The sequence below is a fragment of the Burkholderia anthina genome, from assembly GCF_001547525.1.
Classification (GTDB): Bacteria; Pseudomonadota; Gammaproteobacteria; order Burkholderiales; family Burkholderiaceae; genus Burkholderia; species Burkholderia semiarida.
Genome location: NZ_LNJP01000003.1, coordinates 135,618 through 157,536 on the forward strand (window position 1 = coordinate 135,618; position 21,919 = coordinate 157,536).

Consider the following 21,919-nt stretch of genomic DNA (forward strand, 5'->3'; position numbering starts at 1 on the left):
GTCGGCACCACGCGATCGACGGCGCCCCCGTGCCCGGCCCGGCCCGGCCCGACCCGGCCGCATGCGACCACGCCGCCGCGAACGATCGCCGCCATTCCCGGCCCCGCACGCGCAGCGCGTCGTTTGCGTGCGATGTCGGCCGGCCGCGCTTCATTGCCGGCCGCCACGATGAATCAATTATGAAAAAGCACCGGCGCCGACGGTGTGTGCTACCGCACATTGCGACGCTCCCGCGACGCGCGCGTCGCCTCGTATCCCGCGCCGCGCCTGCGAATCCGGAGCGTGAGTGCGCTTTCGAACAGACCGCCACATCGCGCATCCGGATGATGAAGATCGCCGCGCCGCACGGATCGATCGCGTCCGTAGGCTTCGGCGTGCCGAAGGCATCACGCGAGGACAGCATCATGGAATGGCATTGTTGTGAATTCGAACATCTGAGCGCCGTCGATCTCTATGCAATCCTGCGCGCGCGCAACGCCGTGCTGGTGGTCGAGGACGCGCACACGCATCTCGACATCGACGGCAAGGACGCCGGCGCGCTGCACGTCTATGCGAGCATGCGCAACGGCGACGCCACGGAAGTCGTGGCCTACGCGCGTATCCTGCCCGGCGACGACGTCGATCCGGACGTCGTGATCGACAAGGTGCTGACGAGCGAAAGCTGTCGGGACGACGACACGCTCGAACGCCTGATCGGACGCGCGCTCACCGCCGCGCAGGCCGCATGGCCGGACACCGCCGTGCGCACGCACGTCCCGGCGCCACGTCAGGCGTTCTACAAACAGTTCGGATTCCGCAAGGCCTACGGCCCGTATCTCGAACAGGGTGCGCCGTTCGTCGGCCTGGTACGGTCGGCCGACCGTGCGGCCGGCGCGCTGCGTTACCTGCTGTCGCGGGCCGTCTCCGTCTCGCGCAACGACGACGCGCGCGCCGACGGCCGCGCTCGCAGCCGGCTGCCCGTCGATACCGGAGCGAACCGATGACCCCCACCCTTCGCCAGGTTCCCGAACCCGATCTGCCGAGCATCCTGCCGGTGATTCTCGCCGGCGGCTCCGGCACGCGGCTGTGGCCGTTGTCGCGCGAGCAGTATCCGAAGCAGCTGATCGAGCTGGTTTCGGACGAATCGCCACTGTCGGCGACGGCACGCCGCCTGAACGGCATCGCGAACGCGTCGCTCGGCGACACGCTGCTGCTCGTATGCGGCGAACAGCATCGCTTCATGAGCGCCGAGCAGGTGCAAGGCCGGTCGGCGCCCGCCCGCATCCTGCTGGAGCCGGCCGCGCGCAACACGGCGCCGGCGCTGACGCTTGCCGCGCTCGACGCGAGCGCGCTCGTGGACGATCCCGTGCTCGCCGTGATGCCGGCCGACCACGTGATCGTCGATGTCGGCGCATTCCAGGACGCGATCGCCCGCGCGGCGCGCTATGCGCAGGAAGGCGCGATCGTCACGCTCGGCGTGCTGCCGCGCCGTGCCGAGACGGGCTACGGCTACATCCAGGTGGGCGAGCCGCGCGCGGGCCGCCATGGCAGCGAAGGCGGCTACGCGATCGGGCGTTTCGTCGAAAAACCCGATGCGACGCTCGCCGAACGCTATCTGCAATCGGGCGATTACTGGTGGAACAGCGGGATCTTCGTCACGCGCGCGTCGGTCTGGCTGAAGGCGATCGGCGCGCTCGCGCCGGACATCCACGCCGCTTGCGAAAGCGCGTGGCGCGCGGGTGTCGCGGACGATCCGTTTTTCCGGATCGATGCGGCGGCCTTCGACGCGTGCCCGTCGGATTCGATCGACTATGCGGTGATGGAGCGCCTCGCGGAACACCGCGAGCTCGGCATCGAAGGCATCGTGGTGCCGCTCGCGGCGGGCTGGTCGGACGTCGGCACGTGGGACGCGATCTGGGAAATCATGCCGAAGGACGATCACGGCAACGTCGCGCGCGGCCCGATCGTATTCGAGGACACGCAGGACAGCTTCGTGCGCTCGGAAGGCCGCCTGATCGCGTGCGTCGGGATGAAGGACGTCGTCGTGATCGAGACGGCCGATGCCGTGCTCGTGGCGAACAAGCACGACGTGCAGCGCGTGAAAAACGTCGTCGCCCGCCTGAAGACCGACCGGCGCCCGCAGGCGAGCGAGCACCGCAAGGTGCAGCGGCCGTGGGGCCATTACGATTCGATCGATTTCGGCGCGCGCTTCCAGGTGAAGCGGATCGTCGTCGAACCCGGCAGGCGGCTGTCGCTGCAGATGCACTATCACCGCGCCGAGCACTGGATCGTCGTGCGCGGCACCGCGAAGGTGACGCGCGGCACCGAGACGTTCCTGCTGTGCGAGAACGAATCGACGTACATCGCCGTCGGTGAAGTGCATCGACTCGAGAATCCCGGCCGGATTCCGCTCGAAATCATCGAGGTGCAATCGGGCGACTATCTCGGCGAAGACGATATCGTGCGGTTCGATGATCAGTACGGGCGGGCAATCGTCGGCGCCGCTCCGCCGCGCTCGGGGACGACGTCCGCGCAGCCGACGCCGGCCGTACCGCTCTCCGCCGGCGAACCGGGCTGACCGGACGCGCGTCAAGAGAAGGCGGAGGAACGCAACGCCGTGCGACAAGTGCGTGCGAATCGCGTCGGCGCGCTTGCCGCGCACCGCTCGATCAGGTCCTGTTCACCCTAATCCGTGCCGCGCTGCGACCAGCGCGGCCGTCTGACGGATTCGCGCACGCGCGGCAGCAGCGACGTATCCGCGCCGAGCGCGTCGGGCGCACCCGGCGCAGACTGGCGGGCGCGCGCACACGGAACGCTCCTCGACCGATCGTTCGCGGAAGGGTCCGCGGGCGCGCCGGCCGAGCACTCCGGTTCAGGTCCGACCCGCACCGGCAAGCCGCCGATCCCGGACAGCCGATTGTCCGCCAGCCGTATGTCCGACACGTTGCCCCACAACCGAATGCCGTCGAATCTCGCATTCGACACGCGATTGCCGATCACGGTCACCCGCGACACCGAACCGGACCACGTGCTGACCTCGATCGCCGCTTGCTGCGTGAGCGGGCGCGAATCGGTCCGCCCTGTCGCAGTCTGGATATCGGCAATCACGTTGCGCTCGATCCGGACGTCGGACGAGCCGGCTGTGCGGTTGCTGTCCTCCTGCGCGACGAGAATCCCGGCGCTGACCTGCACGTTGCGCACGATGTTGTTCGAAATCGTCACGTCCGCACCGCCGACGACGGTGATGCCACGCCCCCACGGGTTGCCTTCCAGCGAGTTGCCGGTAATCATCACGTTGCGGGTCAGCACGCCCTCCGCCTGGTAACTCACCACGGCGATCATGTCGTCGCCGGTGCCGCGCACGACGTTGCCCTGTACCAGCACGTTGCGCGAGCCGTGCGTCATGTGGATGCCGTCCGCCAGCGTCGACAGCACCTCGTTGCCGACGATCGCGACATCCGCACCGCCGAACACGAAGATGCCGGCACCCGCGCCGCCGTCGACGACGTTGTCGAGCACCTGTACGTCTCGCCCGGTTACCTCGACCTTCGTCGACTCCGGCGTCGTGAGGCGCGTCGTGCCGGTTCCCGTGAGCCGGAACCCGACGAGCGTCGTACCGTCGCCGCGCAGCTCGATCGTCTGGTCGTTCGGCGCCGTGGCGATCAGCGTCGCGCCGAATCCCGACAGCACCACACGCGCCTGCCGTACGACGAGCGAGCGGCCGACGACATAGCGCCCCGGTGCGAATACGAGCCGCTGCCCCGGGCGCAACGCATCGAGCGCGCGCTGCAACGCGTCGCCCTGATCGGCCGCGGCGCGATCCGGACGCACGTATGCGTCCGGTACGGCCGCATGAAGCGCGGCCGGTTCGCCCGCGGCGGTCGCGGATACCGCGGGTTCCGACCACGACAGCCCGCCCGCGATGCACATCGCGGCGATCACGCTGTGCGACAGACGCTGCAATTCATGCATGGCGTATCGTTTCCCTGGCAGGTTTTCGCGCGCGTTGAACCGCACATGTCGGCGGCCGACTGCATGGCCCGTCCGCGACGCCGACGAAAGCGGCGACGCTTCGACGTTGATTAGATCAGGGGCGCCGATCGGCTTCGGTGCGTCATCAGACCAAGCGCGCAACGTCCGGGCCCGACGATGATGCCGAAGCTCAAGCGGTACGCGTTCGTACCGCCGTATCGCGTCCCGGCCATGACGGAAAGCCGGCAACATGCGCGAACCCTGTCCGCAATGCGACCAGATAGACGGCGACCGGGATCGCGACACCGGCCAGCGTGCCGAGCACGAGGTGGACTGCCAGACCGGTGATGCCGGCGCGCATCAGCACGATCCGTACGGCCGCCATCGCAAAGATGTGGGTCAGGTAGATCGGCATCGATGCGCAACCGATCGCCGCCAGCCATCCCGCGCGTGCGGGCTGTGACGCATACCGATGCGCGAGTTGCAGCGCCAGCGCGATGCCCGAGAACGCGGCGGGAAGCGCCCAGATGCTCGTCGCGCTACCGAAGCCGTGAGCGAACACGACCGCGGCGACGAACGCCGTTGCCGTGGCGGCGCATGCGGTCGGCCCGCTATGGCGCGCGAGCCACCGGGGCAATGCCTGCGACGCAAGCACACCCGCCACGAAGAACGGTGCATTCATCAACGTGATCGACACGATGCCCCACTGCGTCGCCGCGCCGAGCGCCAGCCCGAGCACCGCGCATCCGGCAAGCCAGCCGCGCGCCCGCGATGGCATGGGTGCGCGCGCCACATCCGGCACGGCCGCCGCGAACGCCCGGATGCCCAGCATGCAGAGCATCAGCGCGTACAGGAACCAGAACTGGGCGAACGGTCGCCAGCCGATCGCCAGCAGGTCGTTCAGCGTAAACGGATGATTGGTGCCGTGCGACGCCATCGCAATCTGCACGGCGCCCTGCGCGATCGACCACAGCAGGTACGGATACACGATCGTCCGGATCTTCGACCACAGGAAGCCATGCGGCGTGCGGCGCAGCGAGCTGCAGACGTGCAGGCCGGACAGGAAGAAGAACAACGGCATGTGGAACGTGTAGATCACGTAGTCGTTCCACGCGAATGCCGTGTCGGCCGCGCCTGCCGGCACGAGATCGGCGGAAACGGCGCCGCGCAGCACATGCCCGTATACGACGAGAATGATTCCCGCGCCGCGGGCGACATCGAGGTGGGTTTCGCGTGCAGTCATGATGAAGCGGTGGCCGGCCCGTCAGGTTCCGCACCGCCGAGATATCGGATAGTCGTTCACTGTATGGATGGCCGACGCGCGAGACAGTGCGGTGGGGAACAGTGGGTCGTCGTGCCGCCCGGCGGATGCCCTACAGCCCCTCGAATATCTCCTTCATCATCTCGGCGCTTCTGCTCCAGCGATACTTGTCCGCGTGCAGGCGCCCCTTGCGTTTGAGCTCGGCCCTGAGTTCGTCGGAATCGAGCAGGCTCCGCAATTTCCGCGCGATGTCGTCCTGCGAATACGGATCGCAGTACAGCGCCGCGTCCGCACAGACTTCCGGCAGGGCTGCCGATTTGCCGACCACCGCCGGGCAGCCGTAGCGCATCGCCTCGAGAGGCGGTATGCCGAAGCCTTCGTAGATCGACGGATAAAGAAAGCACGCCGCGTTCTGATACAGCGCCTTCAACTGTTCGTCGCTGATATAGCCGACGTACTTGATGTTCGGCTCCGCGGCCGCCGCCATCGGGTCCTGCTTGCCGAACACGGTGGTGTTCTGCATCCCGACGATGACGAGATCGACCGACGGATCGTCGATCTGCCTGAACGCCGCGATCAGCCGGCCGAAGTTCTTGGTGGGATTCATGCTGCTGACCGCGAGCACGAACCGGTTCGGCGTCAGCGCATGCTTGTCGAGCACGCTCGTGTCCGGTTCCAGCGTGTCGAGATGATCCGCACCGAGCGGCACGACGCTGATCTTCTCCGCGGCAACCCCGCAGTGATGCGCGAGGCGATCCCGCGAGAAATACGAGTTGGTCAGCACGCGGACGGAGGTTCGCGCCAGGATCCAGAACATGATCCGGTACCACATGCGAAACGGGCGCGAGAAATGCGCGGGCGTGTCGAATACCGCCGCGTCGTGCATGTAGATGATCTGGTTGCCGATGAAAATGGATGCCGAATTGCTGAGATTGACGACGCGGCCGCGGCGCGCGAACAACGGGAGCACCAGTTGCTCCCAGACCACGCCCTTGTAAAAGCCGACCTTGATCGTCTTCGCGCCACTCACCTCGATACCGGGCTGCGGAGGCACCAGCACGATTACCGGATCCTGCGGCTGAAACTTGATCAACGCGGCGATCAGCTCGCGTGCGACGCGTTGCACGCCGGTTGTCTTCTGCGTCGTGAATCGGCCGTTGTATACGAGTTGCCTCGGTTTCTTGAAAGCGCTCATGTCAATAAGGGGATATCAAAGTCAGGCTTTGACGTGATCCACGGCAACCGGCTCGAAGTCGCGCGTGGCAACGCGCGGCTCGTCGGGGCCCAGTCCGTAAAGCGCGTGCCATTGCCGGAAGATCGCGCTCATCGAAAACCGCTGAATTGCGCGCTTTCGCGCGGCTTCGCCCATCTGCTCGCGAAGCCGACGGTCGTCGCGGAGCGTGCTCAGGTAACCGACCATCTCGTCGGGGGTCGACGCGACGTAGCCGGTCACGCCGTGGATCACCACGTCGCGATTGCCGACGACGTTCGTCACCACGGCCGGGATCCCGGCAACCTGCGCTTCGATCAGCGCGACCGGCATCCCCTCCCAGCGGGAGGTCTGGACATAGATGTCCAGTTCCGACGTGAGCGTCAGCGCACGCTCGCGGGTCACCCAGCCGCTGCAGGCGATGGCCTGGCGCCGCGACGAATCGGGAATCTCCCCCACGTTGCCGCCGATCCAGAGAAACTCGACGTCGGCGCCGTGCAACTCGTCGGCAAGTCGTATGAATGCTTCGTGATTCTTCTGGAACGACGCGCGACCGCTCATCCCGATGACGACCTTGCGATCGTCGCGCGCTCGGCGAGGCGGAATCTCGGCGACGTTCACCCCGTTTTCCACCAGAACCGCGGATTTCGCGCGAACTTTGCGGTTGATCTCGCCGAGCTCGCTGCCCGAGCACGCGACAATGGTGCCGCCGATACGCGCCGCGATGCGCTCGAAGCTCAGATACGCGAACTGCTTCATGCGAGACACGTCGCAGCGCAGGAACGACAGACCATGCGGCGAGTAAAGAACCGTCGCGGTCGGCGCGGCGATCCGGGCGGCGATGCGTCCCAGCACGCCTGCCTTCGACGAGTGCAGATGAACCGCGGTCGGCCCGCAGTCACGCAGGTTCCGGACCAGCGCGCGCACGCTCCGCAGATCACGCCGGACGTCGACCTCGCGCACCATGTCGACGTAAACGAGCTTCACGTCGGGCCGGAACAGCGTGGAGAAATCGCGCGGGGTTTCCGGCCGGATCGAGTGAAGTACCGTCACGTCGACGCCCGCTGCCGCGGCATGGTTGGCGAGATAGGTCAACATCGACAGCACGCCGCCGCCAAACGCCTCGGCAATATGAACGATCTTTTCTTTGGTCATCTCTGGATTGGTCGATTCGATCGCACTGTTCGTTGCCCAGCGCGCCGATGAGGTGGCGCATCGTCAAGTCGCGAGCGATCCATACACATCGGAATCCCGATGTATTACGCATTCCTCATTGATGAACACGTGGCCGTCACGAACATTGCTTCGCATCCGTCATGGCGGGCCACGCTGTCGCGCCACGCGGCCACCGATATCCGTCGTTACGCGTTCCTCAACGGTCCGGACCATTGTGCAGCGCATGCCGGACGCACTGGGTGCGATGGCTAACCGAACAGGCGATTCGGCCCGCGCAGCCGCGAGCGCGCGGTGCTCATTGCACGTCGGTGCGTGCGGCGGGCAGCTTGCGCACACGCGCAAGCGGATTGGACAGGTAGCGGATCGCGCGATTGCTCAGCGCGGACGACGGCAGCAAACATGCGAGCGACAGCACGGTGACCGCCGCCTTCTTGGCGGGACGCCAGAACGGATTGCGGAGCACGGTATGCCAGTAGCGTCCGGATTCGCACAGGAACCAGCGCCAGCGCCGCGCCAACGGCGTGCCATACAGCGTGCTCGCGAAGCGCGCCTTCTCGATCGCGAAGTCGAGCGGGGCGATCGGGAGCGCTTCCTGCAGCCGGGAGCCGGCGAGCGTGCGCAGGATCGACCAGCGGCGTTCGGCCTTCAGTGCGCCGGTGGCCGCGTCTTCCGAATTGGCGAGCGCAAGGGCCGGGGCGTCGGTTGTGCTTGCATTCGACTGCTGGTGCACGCGATAGCCGCCGAGCGTCGCGTCGATCATGTGGACGGCCCCGAGCAGCGCGATGCCGTAGATCGCGTAGAAATCGGCGCCGTGCAGGTTGTCGGCGGTGACGGGTACCGGAAAGATGCGCTTCAGCGCGGCGACGCGATACGCGTTGCCCGATGCAGGCGGCGACGGATACAGCCAGCCTGCGCGCAACAGGCGGCCGCAATCCGTATCGACCGCGGACTGCGGCACGCTCGCGCCGGTCCGCACGCCATCGTGCGCGATCACGTCGAGCCGGAAATGAACCTTCACGAAATCGCCGGACGCGAACGCGGCGAGCACGCGTGCCGCGGCGTCGGCATAGAGCAGATCGTCCGCGTCGAGCAGGATGACGTAGCGCGACGCGACATGCTCGAGCGCGCGGTTGTACGCGGCTACCTGGCCGCGATTCTCCTGGAACACCGCCGTCACGCGCTCGCCGTACGAGCGAATGATGTCGCGCGAATCGTCGGTCGACCCGTCGTCGACGATCAGCACGCGGACGTCGCGCACGGTCTGCGCGAGCGCCGAGTCGATCGCTTCGCGCAGGTACGCACCATGGTTGTAGTTGCAGATTGCGATGGTCAGGTCGGTCATGTGCGGAAGTCGGACGAGCAGCGCGCGGACAATCCTGGTCATGATACGGATCGCGCGGCCGCGCACAGTTCGCGAGCCTACCGTTCCGGATTTCGCGTCGCGCGTGGAATAGTGCGTCGTCGATGCGGTGCGGGTGCGAGTGGCCATGCCGTCGCGCCGCCATCCCGCTCGTTGGTGTCGGCGGCGCGCGCCCCGCGTCCGGATACCGCGCGCGTGGCGGAAGGCGCAACGCTCGCCGGCCGCTTTCCGAACCAATGGAACACGATGATCGGCAGCACGATCGGCAGGAAATTGCGTCCGCTGAACAGGTTCGGCGTACGCATGATCTCCATCAACGACACGTAGAGCACCGCGTGCGCGCAGCACCAGAACCCGTTGCCGCTGCGCCAGCCCGCATAGCTGCGGCCGACCAACCAGCCGAGCACGGCCGCGTCGAGCAGCCCGAACCAGCCCCACTCGTAGAAGTGGACGAAGATACCGGACGGATTGTTGAATTCCGGGTCTGCGTAGCTGTTCAGAAACAGGTTGAAGCTGTCGCTCGAATCGATCCACGGCCGGAACGTCTCGCCGATCACCGGAAAGCGCATCAACCAGTCGAACGTGAACATCGGATGGCCCTGCCCCCAGCCCAGTACGGCAAGCATCCCGGCGCCGTTGTTCAGCGACGTCGAATAGTACAGGCCGAGCCGTTCGAGCGCGAAGTCGAAGATGTTGTCGTAGATGTTGACGTAATAGGCTTCCCACGACCGGTTGTACTCGTTCGCGATAAACAGCGCGAACAACAGCGGGATCGCCGCGTACGGCCCAAGCGTGAGCAGCCGCGCATACCGGCCGTGCAGCCGGAACCGCACGACCATCAGCGCGAGCGGCATCACCATCTCGATCAACGCCAGGCGCTCCGCGAAGAGGAAACTGCGCAGCACCGTCAGCACCGCGAGCACGGCCATGTAGATCTTGTAGCGGTTCAGGCCTTTCACCGGCGTTCGGAACACGTAGAAATAGAGTGCGACGAACGGTGACGTCGCCTGCGTGAACGAACTCAACCCGGTGACGCGGCCGATCTGCTGGAGCATGTCGTACGCGGTAGCCTGGCCATGCAGGAATTCGAGCAGCAGCGCCGGCCGCGCGATGATCCCGCTCATCATCACGAGATTGCCGAACAGCGCGAGCGCGAACAGGCAATCGAGCACGCGCGGCGGCACCTCGACGGGCGTTTCCGGCGGCCCGCGCCGCGTCCGCGCTTCGGTCGTCGCGAGCCACGCCGTCGCCGCCACCACCATCAGGAACAACGCGCCGGCAAATGCGTAGTAACCGTCGAAATAGATTCGTGCGATCGACTTCTGGTCGCCCAGCAGGCTGAGCGACAGCAATCCATACAACGGCAGGATGAACATCGGCACGAGCCGTGCCGGATCCTCCCACCAGTAGCCCGCATAACCGCCCGCGACACCGCGCACGCGCGCCATCCCGCGCGCCGTCGCCGCGCCCGGTCGCGGCCCGGCACCGCCTGCTCTCCGATTCATGACGCGCGTTCCGCCCGCTGCCGCGGTGCGATCATCCCCGTCAACCCTGCCTCGGCCTGATGCGTGTTCGCGCCCGTATAGCCGTAGTCGTACCGTCCCGGCGCGCCCTTGTAGTCGTTCAGGATCACGCCGCGCACATCGATATGCGCGTGCTCGAGCCGCCGCGCGCTTTCGTCGAGCTCCGTCAACGTCGTCACGCCGCTACGCGCGACGAGGAACACGGTGCCCGCGAGGCGGCCGAGCACCAGCGCATCGGCCACCGGCAGCAACGGCGGGCCGTCGAGCACGACCATGTCGTAGCGCGACGCGGCCTGCGCGATCAGTTCGGCGAGCGCGGGTTGCAGCAGCAGTTCGCCCGGATCGGGAACGACATGGCCCATCGCGATGAAATCGAGGCCCGGTGCGACGCCGCGCCTGATTGCCTCGTCGAGCGTGTGAGTGCCCGCCACCACGTCCGCCAGCCCCGGCGCGCGGCTATAGCGGAACCGGTCGTGCAGCGAACCCTTGCGCAGATCGGCATCGATCAACAGGACCCGCCGTTTCGCGGCGCCGACGAGCGATGCGATGTTCGCGGCGACGAACGACTTGCCGACGCCCGTCGTCGGCCCGGAGATCAGCACGACCGGATTCGATGCGGCCGGCATCGACAATTGCAGCGACGCGCGGAAACTGCGCAGGCTTTCGAGCGCGGCGTCCTGCACGTCGATCGGCGCCGTCGACATGCGCGGGCCGCGCCGGCCGCCCTTCGACCTCGGTTCAGCGGCCGCCGCGACGGCGCTGTGCGGGACCGTCGCGAACACGGGCAGCCCGGTCGCCCATTCGATTTCCTCCGCGTCGCCGATCGTGCCGACGACGCGCTGCCGGGCGATCACGATCGCCGCGCCCGCCAGCAGGCCGGCCATCAGCAAGCCGACCACCGCAACCCCGCGATGCGGCCCGATCGGCTGCTCGGCGACCTTCGCCGTATCGACGATCCGCACGGTGCCCGTCTTGCTGGCGCGCGCGAGGACCATCTGCTGGCGTGTATTGAGCAGGTTCGTGTACAGCGCGGTGTCGACGGCCACGTCGCGCTGCAGTTGCAGCACGCCCTGCTCGACGGTCGGCAGTTGCTGGATCTGCTTGCGGGCCGTGTCGAGCGAACGCTGCGCATCGGCGAGCTGCGCATCGACGGCCACGATGGCCGGATGCTTCGGCATGAAGCGCGTGAGCAGTTCCTCGCGACGCTGCTGCAGCGTCTGCACACGCGTCTCGATGTCGACCGACTGTTGACGCAACGCCAGTGCCTCGTCGCTCGTATTGACCGTCCCGTGCGACGCACGGAATGCGTTGAAGCGGTTCTCCGCCGCTTCCAGTTGCGCCTTCAGTTGCGGCAACTGGCCGTCCATGTAACGGATCAGCTTGTCGGCCGCCTCGGATTTGCGTTGCGTGTTCTGCGCGAGGTACGCCTCTCCGATCGCGTTCAGCACACGGCTGTCGTGCACGGGATCGATGCCGTCGAGCGTCACGCCGATCATGTTCGACTGCTTGCCGCGCTCCGAAATCAGCGCGTTCTTCTGCAGCCACGTCGTCGCCTCCTCGTCGCTGTAGCGCGTCAGATCGAAGCGTGCGCCGGGCTGGCCGGCCACGTCGCGCACGAACACGTCGATCGGCCCCTGCGGCGTCTCGATGTGCAGCGGCTGGCCGATGCGGCCCCGCCATACCGGCCCTTTCCGACCGAAGAAGCCCGTGCGCTGCAGCGTGTAGGCGCCGTCGTCGCCGACGGTCAGCGCGAAGCGCTTGCCGAGCAGCCGCTTCGGCACGTCGAAGGTCGGCACGTCGATGCGCTCGGTGCCATACACGTAGCCGCCCGGCAACGGCGACGACAGCCCGTCGGCCGCGTTCACGAGCCGCCAGCCGATCAGCGGCAGGTAATGCGGCCGTGCGTCGAGGGCGAGGTTCGTGCTCTCGATCGCGCGATCGAGCACCGCGCGGGATTTGAGCACCTCGATCTCGGTCGATGCATCGGTCTTCAGATCGAACACCGACGACGGATCGCCGGGCGGCGACGTCTGCTTCGAATCGGTCTGGCTTTGCTCGACCTGGAACAGGATGTCGGAGCGGTAGACGGGGGCCGCGAACAGCGCATACAGGCCGCCCGCGAGCGCGCCGGCGAGCGCCGTGCACACGATCAGGCGCCGGCCGCCGTACAGCATGCTCCAGTAGCGGCGCACCGGATAGGACGGCCGCGGAATGCGCCCGCTGGGCGGGTCAGGCAGGGTCGAAGTGTTCATGCAGCATCAGTCCCGTATGGCGCGACGCACGGTCGCGGTCACGAAATCCGCCTCGGGCATCACGGCGAAATGGCTTTCGCCGTCAGCGCACCTTGCGCGGACGACGGAATCAGCAGGTTCACGACGCGGCTCCAGCGCACCAGCGACGACGCATCGACGAACACGACGTCGCGCCGCTCGAGCGGAAACTGGTCGGCGAGCGCGAACGACGCGGGCGAGCTGCCGTCGAGGTGGTACACCCGCGGGCGATTGTCGGGGCCGCGGCGCACGACGAACACCTGGCGCGCGTCCGACGTGTACTGGCTCACGCCGCCCGTGTCGCCGAGCGCTTCGCCGAGGCTCATCCGGCCGTCGGTCAACGTCAGCGTCGCGGGCCGCGATACTTCGCCGAGCACGAATACCTTCGCGTCGCTCGCCGCGCGCACGCGTACGAGATCGCCGTCGCGCAGCAGGATGTTCGACGGATTCACGCCCGCGGCGATCAGTGCGGGCAGGCTCACGTTCACGGTCGTGTCGCCGCGCGTCACCGACACCTGCGAGCGATCCGCCGTCGGCGTGAAGCCACCCGCGCGGTCGATCGCCTCGGGCAGCGTCATCGGCATGTCGTTGACGATCTGCAAACCCGGCGTGCGCACTTCGCCGTCGAGATAGACGCGCTTGCTGCGGTAGCTCTGCACGCGCAGCGCGAGCTGCGGCTTGCGCACGTATTCGCCGAGCCGCTTCATCAGCAGCGCGCGCGCCTGTGCCTCGGTCAGTCCTGCCACGTGCACGAGGCCCGCATACGCGAACTGGACGTTGCCGGCCGCGTCGACCGTGTAGCCCGTCGCGACCGAGCTGGCGCCGACGCCGTCGCCGCCGCCGACCGTCTGCGTCGTCGGCAGGTTCAATTCGGGGTGATCCCAGACGATGATGCTCAGCACGTCGCCGGGGCCGATCGTGTATGGCGTCGGCTTGCCGAACAACTGACGGATCTCCGCGTCGACGTTGGCCGGCCGCCCCGCATGGTGCTGTGCGACGAATGCCGGCGTGATCTCGATCAGATCCTCGCTCGACACGTTCTGCACGCCGTCGAGGCCGCCCGCGCCCGATGCGTCGGCGCTCACGCGCGCATTCGCGTCGCGCTCCGCCGGCGCGCGGTAAGTCATGCCGGGCGACAGCGCACATGCGCTCAGCGCGCACGCGGCCGCCACGATCGCCATGCGCGACAGCCACGGCGCACGGCCGGCGCCGGCCCAGCATGGCCGCCGCGTGCCGCGCGTCGATTCCGGTTGCGTGGTGATTGACATGGTGTCCTTCCAAAACTGTGCGGTAACCCGCCGAACGCGGCGAATTCCGGCATTACGCTTGCCCAGCGCGGCTTGCATTGCAGTGCCGCACCACCCTCTTCACCGCACGTCACTCCCTGCGATTCGTCATGAACTTCTCTTCGTCGCTTGCGCCGTTCCTCTACATCGCGTCGGCCGGCTTCGTCTGTGCCGCCGGTGCGCAAACGCTGTCCGGCACACCGGCCGACACACCGCGCCTCGCATCGTCGACGCTCGTTGCGCCCGTGCCGCCACAACGCTCGGCGCAAGCCGTCGGCGCGGCCGCGACCGCCGAGCCAGCCGCGACCGCATCCGCGGCTGCGGCACCCGCGCTCGCTCGTTCGGCCGCGAGCACCGCCGCCGAGCCCGACACGCGGGCCCGCATCACATTGCGCCGGCCGCTCGTGCCGGCGAGACCGCATCGCCCGCAGGTGGCCAATGCGCCCACCGACGACGTATGGCGCAGCGACACGTTGTACGCATCGCCCTACGCGAAATCACCCTATGCGGAGCCGGGCGATCGGGACTGACACACCCGGCCGGTCGGGCCGCAGGACAACCGTGCATGCATCGATAAGGGATTGGACACTACGGCGAGCCGCGCGTCTGTGAGCGACCCCACCGAACGTCGATCTTCATACGAAGCCGGGATCGCACCCCGCGGCGCCGACGCGTGCGGCACGACGCGCATCACGGCCTGCCGACCGACACGTTTGCGTACGATCCCCCAGCCGCTTCGAGCCCGACAGGGTCGACGGCATGCACGACCGGCCTCGTCAAGTCGCGACCGAGCGCCTGCAAGCACCGCTCGATCACGATATCCGTGCCGACCGCGCCGTATACCGCGTGATCGACCTGCGGCTCGAGGTGCAGCCGTACGTGACGCGAGCACCTGAACGCATGCTCGATCGCGCCGAAATGGCGGCGGACATCGTCGATGCCGGGATCGAGCGCGCCATATACGAGGGTCGTCCGGACATCGCGTTGCGCAAGCACGTGCATCACGCCGCGTGGTGTGCCGGCGCGCGGTTTCCAGCCGACGCGCGCGGCCGCCTCCTTCACCGGTACGCTGACCCGTGCGATCGCATTGGCGGCGACGGCCCGCACGATCGGCCGTAAATCGCGCCGTTCGCGCACGAGGCGTTTCCACTTCTGCCAGTCGCGTACCGACAGCCAGTAGCCGCGCACCGAGTTGTTCCGCTGCTTCTGCACCGCGTCCAGCGAGAGGCCGGCCGGCCACACGAAGCGCGCCAGGTTGATCGCGATCACGCCGCCGAGCGACGGCGTTTTCACGGCCGCATGCAATGCCGCATAGGCGCCGGAGCAGATGCCGGCCGCGACCACGTCCGGATGACCGAGCCCACGCAGCCAATCGGCGGCGGCCGCCACGTCGTCACTCGACCGCGCCGAATACACGACGGGAGACTGGTCGTCGGGCGCGGCGGCCCCGCTGTCGCCGACGCCGTTCACGTCGAGCCGCAACGTCGTGACGCCGGCGCGCGCGAGCGTCCGCGCGAGGCGCACGCTGAAGCGCCCTTCGCCGCTTCGCGGATTCGTCGACGTGTTCGCGATCACGAGCGCCGGCGCGACGGGATGCGCCGGCCCCGTATCGGCGGGACGGCACAGCACGCCGACCAACCGGTCCGGCCCGACCGCGACGACCTGCTCGGTCATGTCGATCATGTCGAGCGCCGCGGCCGATTCGCCGTTCCATGGCGGATCCGGCCGCCACGTCGGGTCGACGCCGGCGGCCGTGTGCGGCGCGCGTTCGACGATCCAGTTCGCGAGCGTGTCGATGGCCGCGAGCGGCAGACGCGAGCGTGTACCGTCCAGCATCGTCGTGGGCCATTCGCGGAACGGTTCGGTCGCCACGTTCACGCCCCGCGCGAGCAGCGCATCGCGCAACGCGGGCTCGTCCTGATCGGGCTGAATCAGCAGCATCGCGCGCGGCAGCGTCGGTGCGTCGCGCACGACGTCGCACAGATCGACCGCCTTCAATGCGGCGACGAAATCGTCGGGAAAGCGGTGCCCGAGCACGTTCATGCACGGCTCGTCGCGATGTGCGGCGCGAATCGCAGGCGACGTGACGTCGAGCCACTGGCGATGCACGAACGACAGCTCGCGAAGATAAGCGCGCCCGCGCACGACCGGCGCGAGCGCCACCAAGGCGTCGATGCGCGGCGACGGGTGCTGCCCGTCGCCTGCGGCGGCCAGCATCGCGAACAGCGCACCCGCGCGGATGCCGACGAGCGTCAGCGACGCGACACCGACCTGGTCGCGCAGCAGATCGATCGCATCGTGAATGCTGCCGAGGGTGGCGGCGTGCCGATCGGCGTCACGATCGTCGCCCGCGGAATCGCCGGTGCACGGATAGTTGAATCGCAACACCGTGACGCCGTCGCGGGCAAGGCGCTCGGCGATCGCCCGCATGAGCTTGTGCGTCCAAGATGCCTCGTGTCCCAACGATTCGCACAGGATCACCCCTTGTGTCGTCTGTCCTTCGTGCAGCCACCCCACGCAACTGCCGAACGTAATGGGCTTCAATCGGTACTCCTCGGATCGGTATTTTTATCGGACGCGGACACGCGTTCCGGCGGCTCCGCCGGAACGAGCGATTCCACGATCGTGCGACTGCTCGACGAATGCGCGGCAGCGGCCCGGCCGCGCCCCTGCGCGGCCCCCGCCCGGTTCCATGTGTTGTCCTGCTCCCCATGCCCGCGGGAGGTGACGTTGCGTGCCCGAGGCGTCATCGGACGGCTCGCACCGTGAACCAAAACAGTGCGCTCGATTAAAGCACCCGGTTCGAACGTCCTTCGGTGCGCCAGCTTACAAATAGCTTCATCGCTATCGCGGTACAACGACGGGCGACGGCGCGCGGTGTCGGGATGCATGCCGCGCGTACGAACGGAATCCGCGAACGGTAGGCTCGCGAACAGAGCCGTCCCGTGCGGCCCGTATCATGGCCGCCATACGATGTGGCCATACCGGGCGACGCCGGACGCGCCACCCCCCCATGCAACCGGGTCAGCGCCGACCGGATGCACGCGCGCACCGCGGCCCCATGCCGCCGCCCTGCGACACCCACGGCGCCGACCGAGCGAATGTCAAACCTCAAGAAGAATTTCCTGCTGCTGCTGACGTTGCAGATTTCGATGTACGCGGTGCCGCTCCTGATCGCACCGCTGCTGACGCACGCACTCGGGCCCGAAGGCTACGGGCAGCTCGCGTTCTCGCTCGCCGTCATTGCGTATCTCACCAACTGCACGAGCTACAGCTTCGACCTGACCGCCACGCCACGCATCGCGCTCGCGCGCGACAACCGCGCCGAACGCTCGCGCATCTTCTGGGCGACGCTGTACGCGCAGATCGGCATCGCGGTGATCTGTTTCATCGTGCTGGTCGGGCTGATCATGCTGGTCGGCCGCTTCGGCGAAGACCGCGATCTGTTGCTGATCGGCTTCGGGATGGTCGCCGGTGTGGCGTTCACGCCGGGCTGGTATTTCCAGGGAATGGAAAAGCTGCGCGCGCTCAGCGTGATCCTGTTCATCGGGCGCATCCTGAGCCTGCCGGCCATGTTCGCGCTCGTGCACAGCCCGGCGGACATCGACCGTGCGATGATCGTCAACGCGGCGGTGCCGACGCTGTCCGCGATCGCGCTGGCGGCCTATCTGTATTTCAACCGCGAAATCGACTTCGTGCGCGTCGGCGCGGCCGACATCGCCGAATCGCTGAAAGGCGGCTGGCAGGTGTTTCTCGCGTCGACGTCGATCGCGTTCTACGCGTCGACCAACACCGTGCTGCTCGGCTTCGTCTCGGGCAACGTCGCGGCCGGCTACTTCGCCGCAGGCGACAAGCTGATCCGCGCGGCGCTCAGCATGCTGCAGCCGCTGAAGGCCGCCACCTATCCGCGCATCAGCTACCTGATGCGGCACGCGCGCAACGACGCGTTCTCGTTCCTGCGCAAGCTGTTCGTCGTGCAGGTCGCGATGGTGCTCGGCATCTCGCTCGCGATCTTCTTCGGTGCGCCGCTCGCCGTGCGCATCCTCTATGGGCCTTCGTACGAACCGACCGTCCACGTGCTGCGCTGGATGGCCTTCATTCCGTTCATGGCCGGCATGACGGACCTGTTCGGCGTGCAGACGATGCTGCCGCTCGGGATGAAGTCGGCATTCACGCGAATCCTGATGTCATCGGGTATTCTGAACATCGTGCTGGTACCCGTGCTCGCAAAGTACTTCGCCGAGCTGGGCGCCGCCGTCGCCGTGCTGACGGCCGAGGCCGCGGTGGCCGCGGCACTCGCGACCGTCGTCTATCGCGCCGGAATTCCGATGCCCGGCAGTCCGGTCGCGCGACGCGGCTAGCACGCCGTCGGTGCTGCCCGGCTCCGCCCCGACGCGGCCGGCATCCGCCGACGTTCCATTCGATGCTTGCGCAACCAACCGTATCGCGCGGGCACACGCTTCCCGACCTCCCGCCCGTCGGAATGCTCGCACGCAGGTACTTCTTACCCCGCCGCGGGCGGCCAACCGGGAACGATGACCGACTTTCCACCCTGCCGCGCGCCCCTACGAAATAAAGATCACACGTATCGGTAGAAACACCGATGCTGTAGTCAAACTACATTCATACCATTAGCCGCAGCAGAGAACCGCTACATCCGATTCGACAGTGCCGGGCGGTCCGCGTCGCCGTCCGTCTGGTTCGATCGGGGCCCAACCGGCCGTAACGATTCCCCGCCCGGCCTGGCATGCCGACGCGCAACCACCCTGCATCGCCAGCCGAATGCGTCCGGTGCGAATCCGCCGGACGTACGCAGCTCCAGACATCATTCCAACAACCGGCAATACGATCAGGAGAGCAACATGCGGGACACACTCTGGCCGGCCGTCGTGCTGGCAGCGACCCTCTGCACCACCGCCTACGCCGGCGACGCCGATTTCAATGCGCAGGGCGACGCGATCGACACGTTCGCATCGGCCGCCGCGCAACGGCGCGCCGACCTGCTCGTGCGCAAGATGACGCTCGACGAAAAACTCCAGTTCATTCATTCGCAATACGAAATGTCCAAGGTGCCGGGCGGCGGCGCCGGCTACATCCAGGGCGTGCCGCGGCTCGGCATTCCCGATCTCAACATGGTCGATTCGGCGACCGGCTCCGGCAGCACGTCGCAGGCCAGCACGACATTCCCGGCCACGATCGCGGTCGCCGCGAGCTGGGATCGACGGCTGTCGTACGACTACGGCAAGCAGGTCGCGATCCAGTTGCGCGCGCAAGGATTCGGCATGGGCCTCGCCGGCGGCACCAACCTCGCGCGCGAGCCGCGCGGCGGCCGCCTGTTCGAGTATCTCGGCGAGGATCCGCTGCTCGCCGGGGACCTGCTCGCCGAACGCACGCTCGCCACGCAGCGGCAAAAAGTCATCGCCACGATCAAGCACTACGCGGGCAACGAGCAGGAGCACGGCCGGATGGGCGGCAATACGCAGATCGACGAGCGCACGCTGCGCGAGCTGTACCTGCTGCCGTTCGAGATCGCCGCGAAGCGCGGCCGGCCCGGCAGCGTGATGTGCAGCTACAACCGCCTGAACGGCACCTATGCGTGCGAGAACCCTCACCTGCTGAACGACGTGCTGAAGAACGAGTGGGGCTTCCAGGGCCAGGTGCAGTCCGACTGGGGCGCCACGCACAGCACCGCCGCCGCGATCAATGCCGGGCTCGACGAGGAAGAAGACGTCGGGCCGAGCGTGTACCTGACGCCGGCGGCCGTCAAGCAGGCGATCGCGAACGGCTCGGTGTCGACCGCGCGCCTCGACGACATGGTGCGCCGCAAGCTCGCCGTGATGATCCGCGTCGGCGTGATGGACGATCCGGCGCAGGGCGGCGGCACGATCGATTTCGCGGCCGGGAACCGGTTCGCGCAGGCGGCCGCCGAGCAATCGATCGTTCTGCTGAAGAACGACGGCAACCAGTTGCCGCTCGTCGCGTCGGCGCTGTCGCGTATCGCCGTGATCGGCGGCCATGCGGATTCGGCCGTGCTGTCCGGCGGCGGCTCGGGCAATACGCGCGATCCGGTATCGGGTTCGTTCGCCGGTTGCGGCGGCCTGACGTTCGGGTCGTCGACCGGGTGCAGCTGGTGGCGCAATCCGTGGCTCAAGGTCGACGTGCCGATCGTGGCGGCGATTCGCGCGCTGGCGCCGGCCGCACAGGTCACGTATGCGGGCAACAGCGACCAGCAGTCGCCGTTCCGCGCGTACACGCAGCAGGAAATCGACCAGGCCGCGGCGCTCGCGGGCCGCTCGGACGTCGCGATCGTCGTGGTCGCGCAGCCGGCCGGCGAGGATTTCGGCGAGCTGCAGAGCCTGAGCCTCGCGAACCCGTCGAACCAGGATGCGCTCGTCGAAGCCGTCGCGCGCGCGAATCCGCATACGATCGTCGTCGTCCAGAGCGGCAACCCGGTGCTGATGCCGTGGAAGGACAAGGTGTCGGCCATCGTCGAGGCGTGGTATCCGGGCGAAGCCGGCGGCAAGGCGATCGCGAACGTGCTGTTCGGCGCGGTCAATCCGTCGGGCAAGCTGCCCGTGACGTTCCCGGCGCGCGATCAGGACTCGCCGACGTGGGGGCAAAACGGCACGTTCGACCCCGACCCGGTGTACGCGGAAAAGCTGAACATGGGTTACCGCTGGTATGACGCGCGCAACATCAAGCCGATGTTCGAGTTCGGCTACGGCCTGTCGTATACGCACTTCACGTATTCGGGCCTGTCGGTGTCGAAGCAATGGGACGGCTCGCTGAGCGTCGCGTTCACGGTGCGCAACGACGGGCGCGTCGCCGGCGCCGAAATACCGCAGGTCTATCTCGGCGTGCCGTACAAGGACGAGCCGCCGAAGCGGCTGGTCGGCTGGGACAAGATCCGGCTGAATCCGGGCGAGGCGCGGCGCGTGCGCGTGACCGTGTCGCCACGGATGCAGAGCGTGTGGGATACGTCGCGCAACGGCTGGAAGGTCGTGCCGGGCGGGACCGTGTATGTCGGCGCGTCGTCGCGCGATATTCGCTTGCAGAGCCATTGAACGAGCGACGATGAAGCGACCGGGGGCGCCGTGCACCATGTGTGCGGCGCTCCCGCGCAAACCCTCACTGCGCTGAAGCGCCTTACCTGACCAGCAGCGCCAGCACCGTCGCAAGCGCCGCAATCGCGGCGATGCCTGCCACCACACCCGCCAGATGCGCGGCGATCACCACGCCGGCCGGCAATCGCGACGCGATGCCGGCCATCACGCGCCGCCCGCTTCCAGCGTGTCGAGCAACGGCCTCGCCAGATGCAGGACCTGGTACACCGTGCCCGCGCCGCCGTCGTCCGGTTCGTGTTCCGTCACGAGCGCACGCGTCAGCCGCCAGCGCAGCGGATCGAGACTGACGGCCGCCGCGACCACACCCTGCCGAGCGGCCGCTTCGCGATTGCGTGCGATCTCCCGCGCCAATGCCGCATCGAGATCGGCGTTCGCCGGAATTTCGACGGTTTCCAGACGCGCGAAACGTGCCGTCGACGCACTGCCCTTGCGTGCATCGAGCGCAACCTGCGTATCGATCGGCGCGCGGCCGAAGCTGTCCGTCACGACCCGATAGCGGCCGTCCGTCACGAACCGCGCGAACGCCTGTTCGTTGCGCCACAGATAAAACGATGCGTAGCCGTTTTCCGTCGCGCCGTGGCGGCCGGCCTCGCGCAGCAGGAAGCCCTTGAACAGCAGGTCGGGCGTGTCGTCCCACAGCCGGCCGCGCTCGCGCACGCGATGGCGGATGATGTCGAGGTCGTAGTCCGCCGGCAGGCGGTGCACGTAGTACGCGGTCAGCATGATCGACTCCTGGCGAAAGAAACGGACGGTATTCC

General features: G+C 67.6%; 16 protein-coding genes. 5 read left to right on the top strand and 11 right to left on the bottom strand.

The genetic code is table 11. The annotated features are described in order from the left end of the window. Positions 1-404 precede the first annotated feature (404 nt). Together WS64_RS20990 and WS64_RS20995 are read left to right on the top strand one after the other, a co-directional pair. Positions 405-983 carry a GNAT family protein gene (locus WS64_RS20990; RefSeq protein WP_060968528.1) on the top strand — a complete coding sequence of 193 codons (579 nt, stop codon included), beginning with the start codon at positions 405-407 and terminating at the stop codon, positions 981-983. Further along, on the top strand, positions 980-2,557 hold the full coding sequence (locus tag WS64_RS20995; RefSeq protein ID WP_060967589.1) for a mannose-1-phosphate guanylyltransferase/mannose-6-phosphate isomerase: 1,578 nt from the start codon (positions 980-982) through the stop codon (positions 2,555-2,557). The genes WS64_RS20990 and WS64_RS20995 overlap by 4 nt, the downstream gene beginning before the upstream one ends. A gap of 107 nt (positions 2,558-2,664) precedes the next feature. Here the strand turns inward: WS64_RS20995 and WS64_RS21000 are convergent, their stop codons facing one another. The 8 genes from WS64_RS21000 to WS64_RS21035 form a co-directional block, all read right to left on the bottom strand. After that, the gene (locus tag WS64_RS21000; protein WP_060967590.1) at positions 2,665-3,951 is read right to left on the bottom strand and encodes a right-handed parallel beta-helix repeat-containing protein; all 1,287 of its coding nucleotides are present in this window, start codon (positions 3,949-3,951) and stop codon (positions 2,665-2,667) included. Positions 3,952-4,141: 190 nt separating this feature from the next. Continuing rightward, entirely contained in the window at positions 4,142-5,194 is a 1,053-nt protein-coding gene (locus tag WS64_RS21005; RefSeq protein WP_060967591.1) for an acyltransferase family protein, read from the bottom strand. A 130-nt stretch (positions 5,195-5,324) separates the two neighbouring features. Beyond that, complete coding sequence (locus WS64_RS21010; RefSeq protein ID WP_060967592.1) at positions 5,325-6,407, bottom strand: glycosyltransferase family 4 protein; 1,083 nt, start codon at positions 6,405-6,407, stop codon at positions 5,325-5,327. 21 nt (positions 6,408-6,428) lie between these two features. Continuing rightward, the gene (locus tag WS64_RS21015) at positions 6,429-7,577 is read right to left on the bottom strand and encodes a glycosyltransferase (protein ID WP_060967593.1); all 1,149 of its coding nucleotides are present in this window, start codon (positions 7,575-7,577) and stop codon (positions 6,429-6,431) included. Between the two features lie 316 nt (positions 7,578-7,893). After that, the gene (locus WS64_RS21020) at positions 7,894-8,940 is read right to left on the bottom strand and encodes a glycosyltransferase family 2 protein (RefSeq protein WP_060967594.1); all 1,047 of its coding nucleotides are present in this window, start codon (positions 8,938-8,940) and stop codon (positions 7,894-7,896) included. A gap of 77 nt (positions 8,941-9,017) precedes the next feature. Next, complete coding sequence (locus tag WS64_RS21025; RefSeq protein ID WP_244166622.1) at positions 9,018-10,463, bottom strand: oligosaccharide repeat unit polymerase; 1,446 nt, start codon at positions 10,461-10,463, stop codon at positions 9,018-9,020. Further along, on the bottom strand, positions 10,460-12,733 hold the full coding sequence (locus tag WS64_RS21030; protein ID WP_060967595.1) for a polysaccharide biosynthesis tyrosine autokinase: 2,274 nt from the start codon (positions 12,731-12,733) through the stop codon (positions 10,460-10,462). The genes WS64_RS21025 and WS64_RS21030 overlap by 4 nt, the downstream gene beginning before the upstream one ends. A gap of 59 nt (positions 12,734-12,792) precedes the next feature. Then, a complete protein-coding gene (locus WS64_RS21035) occupies positions 12,793-14,019 on the bottom strand; it encodes a polysaccharide biosynthesis/export family protein (RefSeq protein WP_060967596.1) in 1,227 nt (408 codons plus the stop codon). A 77-nt stretch (positions 14,020-14,096) separates the two neighbouring features. On the opposite strand from WS64_RS21035, the gene WS64_RS21040 reads away from it, so the two are divergent. Continuing rightward, positions 14,097-14,567, top strand: coding sequence for a hypothetical protein (locus tag WS64_RS21040; protein WP_244166623.1), 471 nt, complete (start codon positions 14,097-14,099; stop codon positions 14,565-14,567). Positions 14,568-14,727: 160 nt separating this feature from the next. Here WS64_RS21040 and WS64_RS21045 read toward each other — a convergent pair whose 3' ends face one another. Next, positions 14,728-16,581, bottom strand: coding sequence for an alpha/beta hydrolase (locus WS64_RS21045; RefSeq protein ID WP_060967598.1), 1,854 nt, complete (start codon positions 16,579-16,581; stop codon positions 14,728-14,730). A 557-nt stretch (positions 16,582-17,138) separates the two neighbouring features. Between WS64_RS21045 and WS64_RS21050 the strand changes: the two genes are divergently transcribed. Then, the gene (locus tag WS64_RS21050; RefSeq protein ID WP_060967599.1) at positions 17,139-18,398 is read left to right on the top strand and encodes an oligosaccharide flippase family protein; all 1,260 of its coding nucleotides are present in this window, start codon (positions 17,139-17,141) and stop codon (positions 18,396-18,398) included. Positions 18,399-18,899: 501 nt separating this feature from the next. Next, a complete protein-coding gene (locus tag WS64_RS21055) occupies positions 18,900-21,101 on the top strand; it encodes a glycoside hydrolase family 3 C-terminal domain-containing protein (protein ID WP_060967600.1) in 2,202 nt (733 codons plus the stop codon). Between the two features lie 82 nt (positions 21,102-21,183). Here WS64_RS21055 and WS64_RS35515 read toward each other — a convergent pair whose 3' ends face one another. Next, on the bottom strand, positions 21,184-21,306 hold the full coding sequence (locus WS64_RS35515) for a hypothetical protein (RefSeq protein WP_257220590.1): 123 nt from the start codon (positions 21,304-21,306) through the stop codon (positions 21,184-21,186). Further along, positions 21,306-21,884: a DUF4865 family protein gene (locus tag WS64_RS21060; RefSeq protein ID WP_208606864.1), complete on the bottom strand. Its 579-nt coding sequence runs from the start codon at positions 21,882-21,884 to the stop codon at positions 21,306-21,308. The genes WS64_RS35515 and WS64_RS21060 overlap by 1 nt, the downstream gene beginning before the upstream one ends. Positions 21,885-21,919 lie beyond the last annotated feature (35 nt).

Bases quoted from the DNA above. Each gene is read 5' to 3' on its own strand.
- WS64_RS21060 (WP_208606864.1), bottom strand. From the start codon at position 21,884: ATGCTGACCGCGTACTACGTGCACCGCCTGCCGGCGGACTACGACCTC.
- WS64_RS21005 (WP_060967591.1), bottom strand. From the start codon at position 5,194: ATGACTGCACGCGAAACCCACCTCGATGTCGCCCGCGGCGCGGGAATC.
- WS64_RS21055 (WP_060967600.1), top strand. From the start codon at position 18,900: ATGCGGGACACACTCTGGCCGGCCGTCGTGCTGGCAGCGACCCTCTGC.
- WS64_RS21015 (WP_060967593.1), bottom strand. From the start codon at position 7,577: ATGACCAAAGAAAAGATCGTTCATATTGCCGAGGCGTTTGGCGGCGGC.
- WS64_RS20995 (WP_060967589.1), top strand. From the start codon at position 980: ATGACCCCCACCCTTCGCCAGGTTCCCGAACCCGATCTGCCGAGCATC.
- WS64_RS21030 (WP_060967595.1), bottom strand. From the start codon at position 12,733: ATGAACACTTCGACCCTGCCTGACCCGCCCAGCGGGCGCATTCCGCGG.
- WS64_RS21025 (WP_244166622.1), bottom strand. From the start codon at position 10,463: ATGAATCGGAGAGCAGGCGGTGCCGGGCCGCGACCGGGCGCGGCGACG.
- WS64_RS21050 (WP_060967599.1), top strand. From the start codon at position 17,139: ATGTCAAACCTCAAGAAGAATTTCCTGCTGCTGCTGACGTTGCAGATT.
- WS64_RS21010 (WP_060967592.1), bottom strand. From the start codon at position 6,407: ATGAGCGCTTTCAAGAAACCGAGGCAACTCGTATACAACGGCCGATTC.
- WS64_RS21035 (WP_060967596.1), bottom strand. From the start codon at position 14,019: ATGTCAATCACCACGCAACCGGAATCGACGCGCGGCACGCGGCGGCCA.
- WS64_RS21000 (WP_060967590.1), bottom strand. From the start codon at position 3,951: ATGCATGAATTGCAGCGTCTGTCGCACAGCGTGATCGCCGCGATGTGC.
- WS64_RS35515 (WP_257220590.1), bottom strand. From the start codon at position 21,306: ATGGCCGGCATCGCGTCGCGATTGCCGGCCGGCGTGGTGATCGCCGCG.
- WS64_RS21020 (WP_060967594.1), bottom strand. From the start codon at position 8,940: ATGACCGACCTGACCATCGCAATCTGCAACTACAACCATGGTGCGTAC.
- WS64_RS20990 (WP_060968528.1), top strand. From the start codon at position 405: ATGGAATGGCATTGTTGTGAATTCGAACATCTGAGCGCCGTCGATCTC.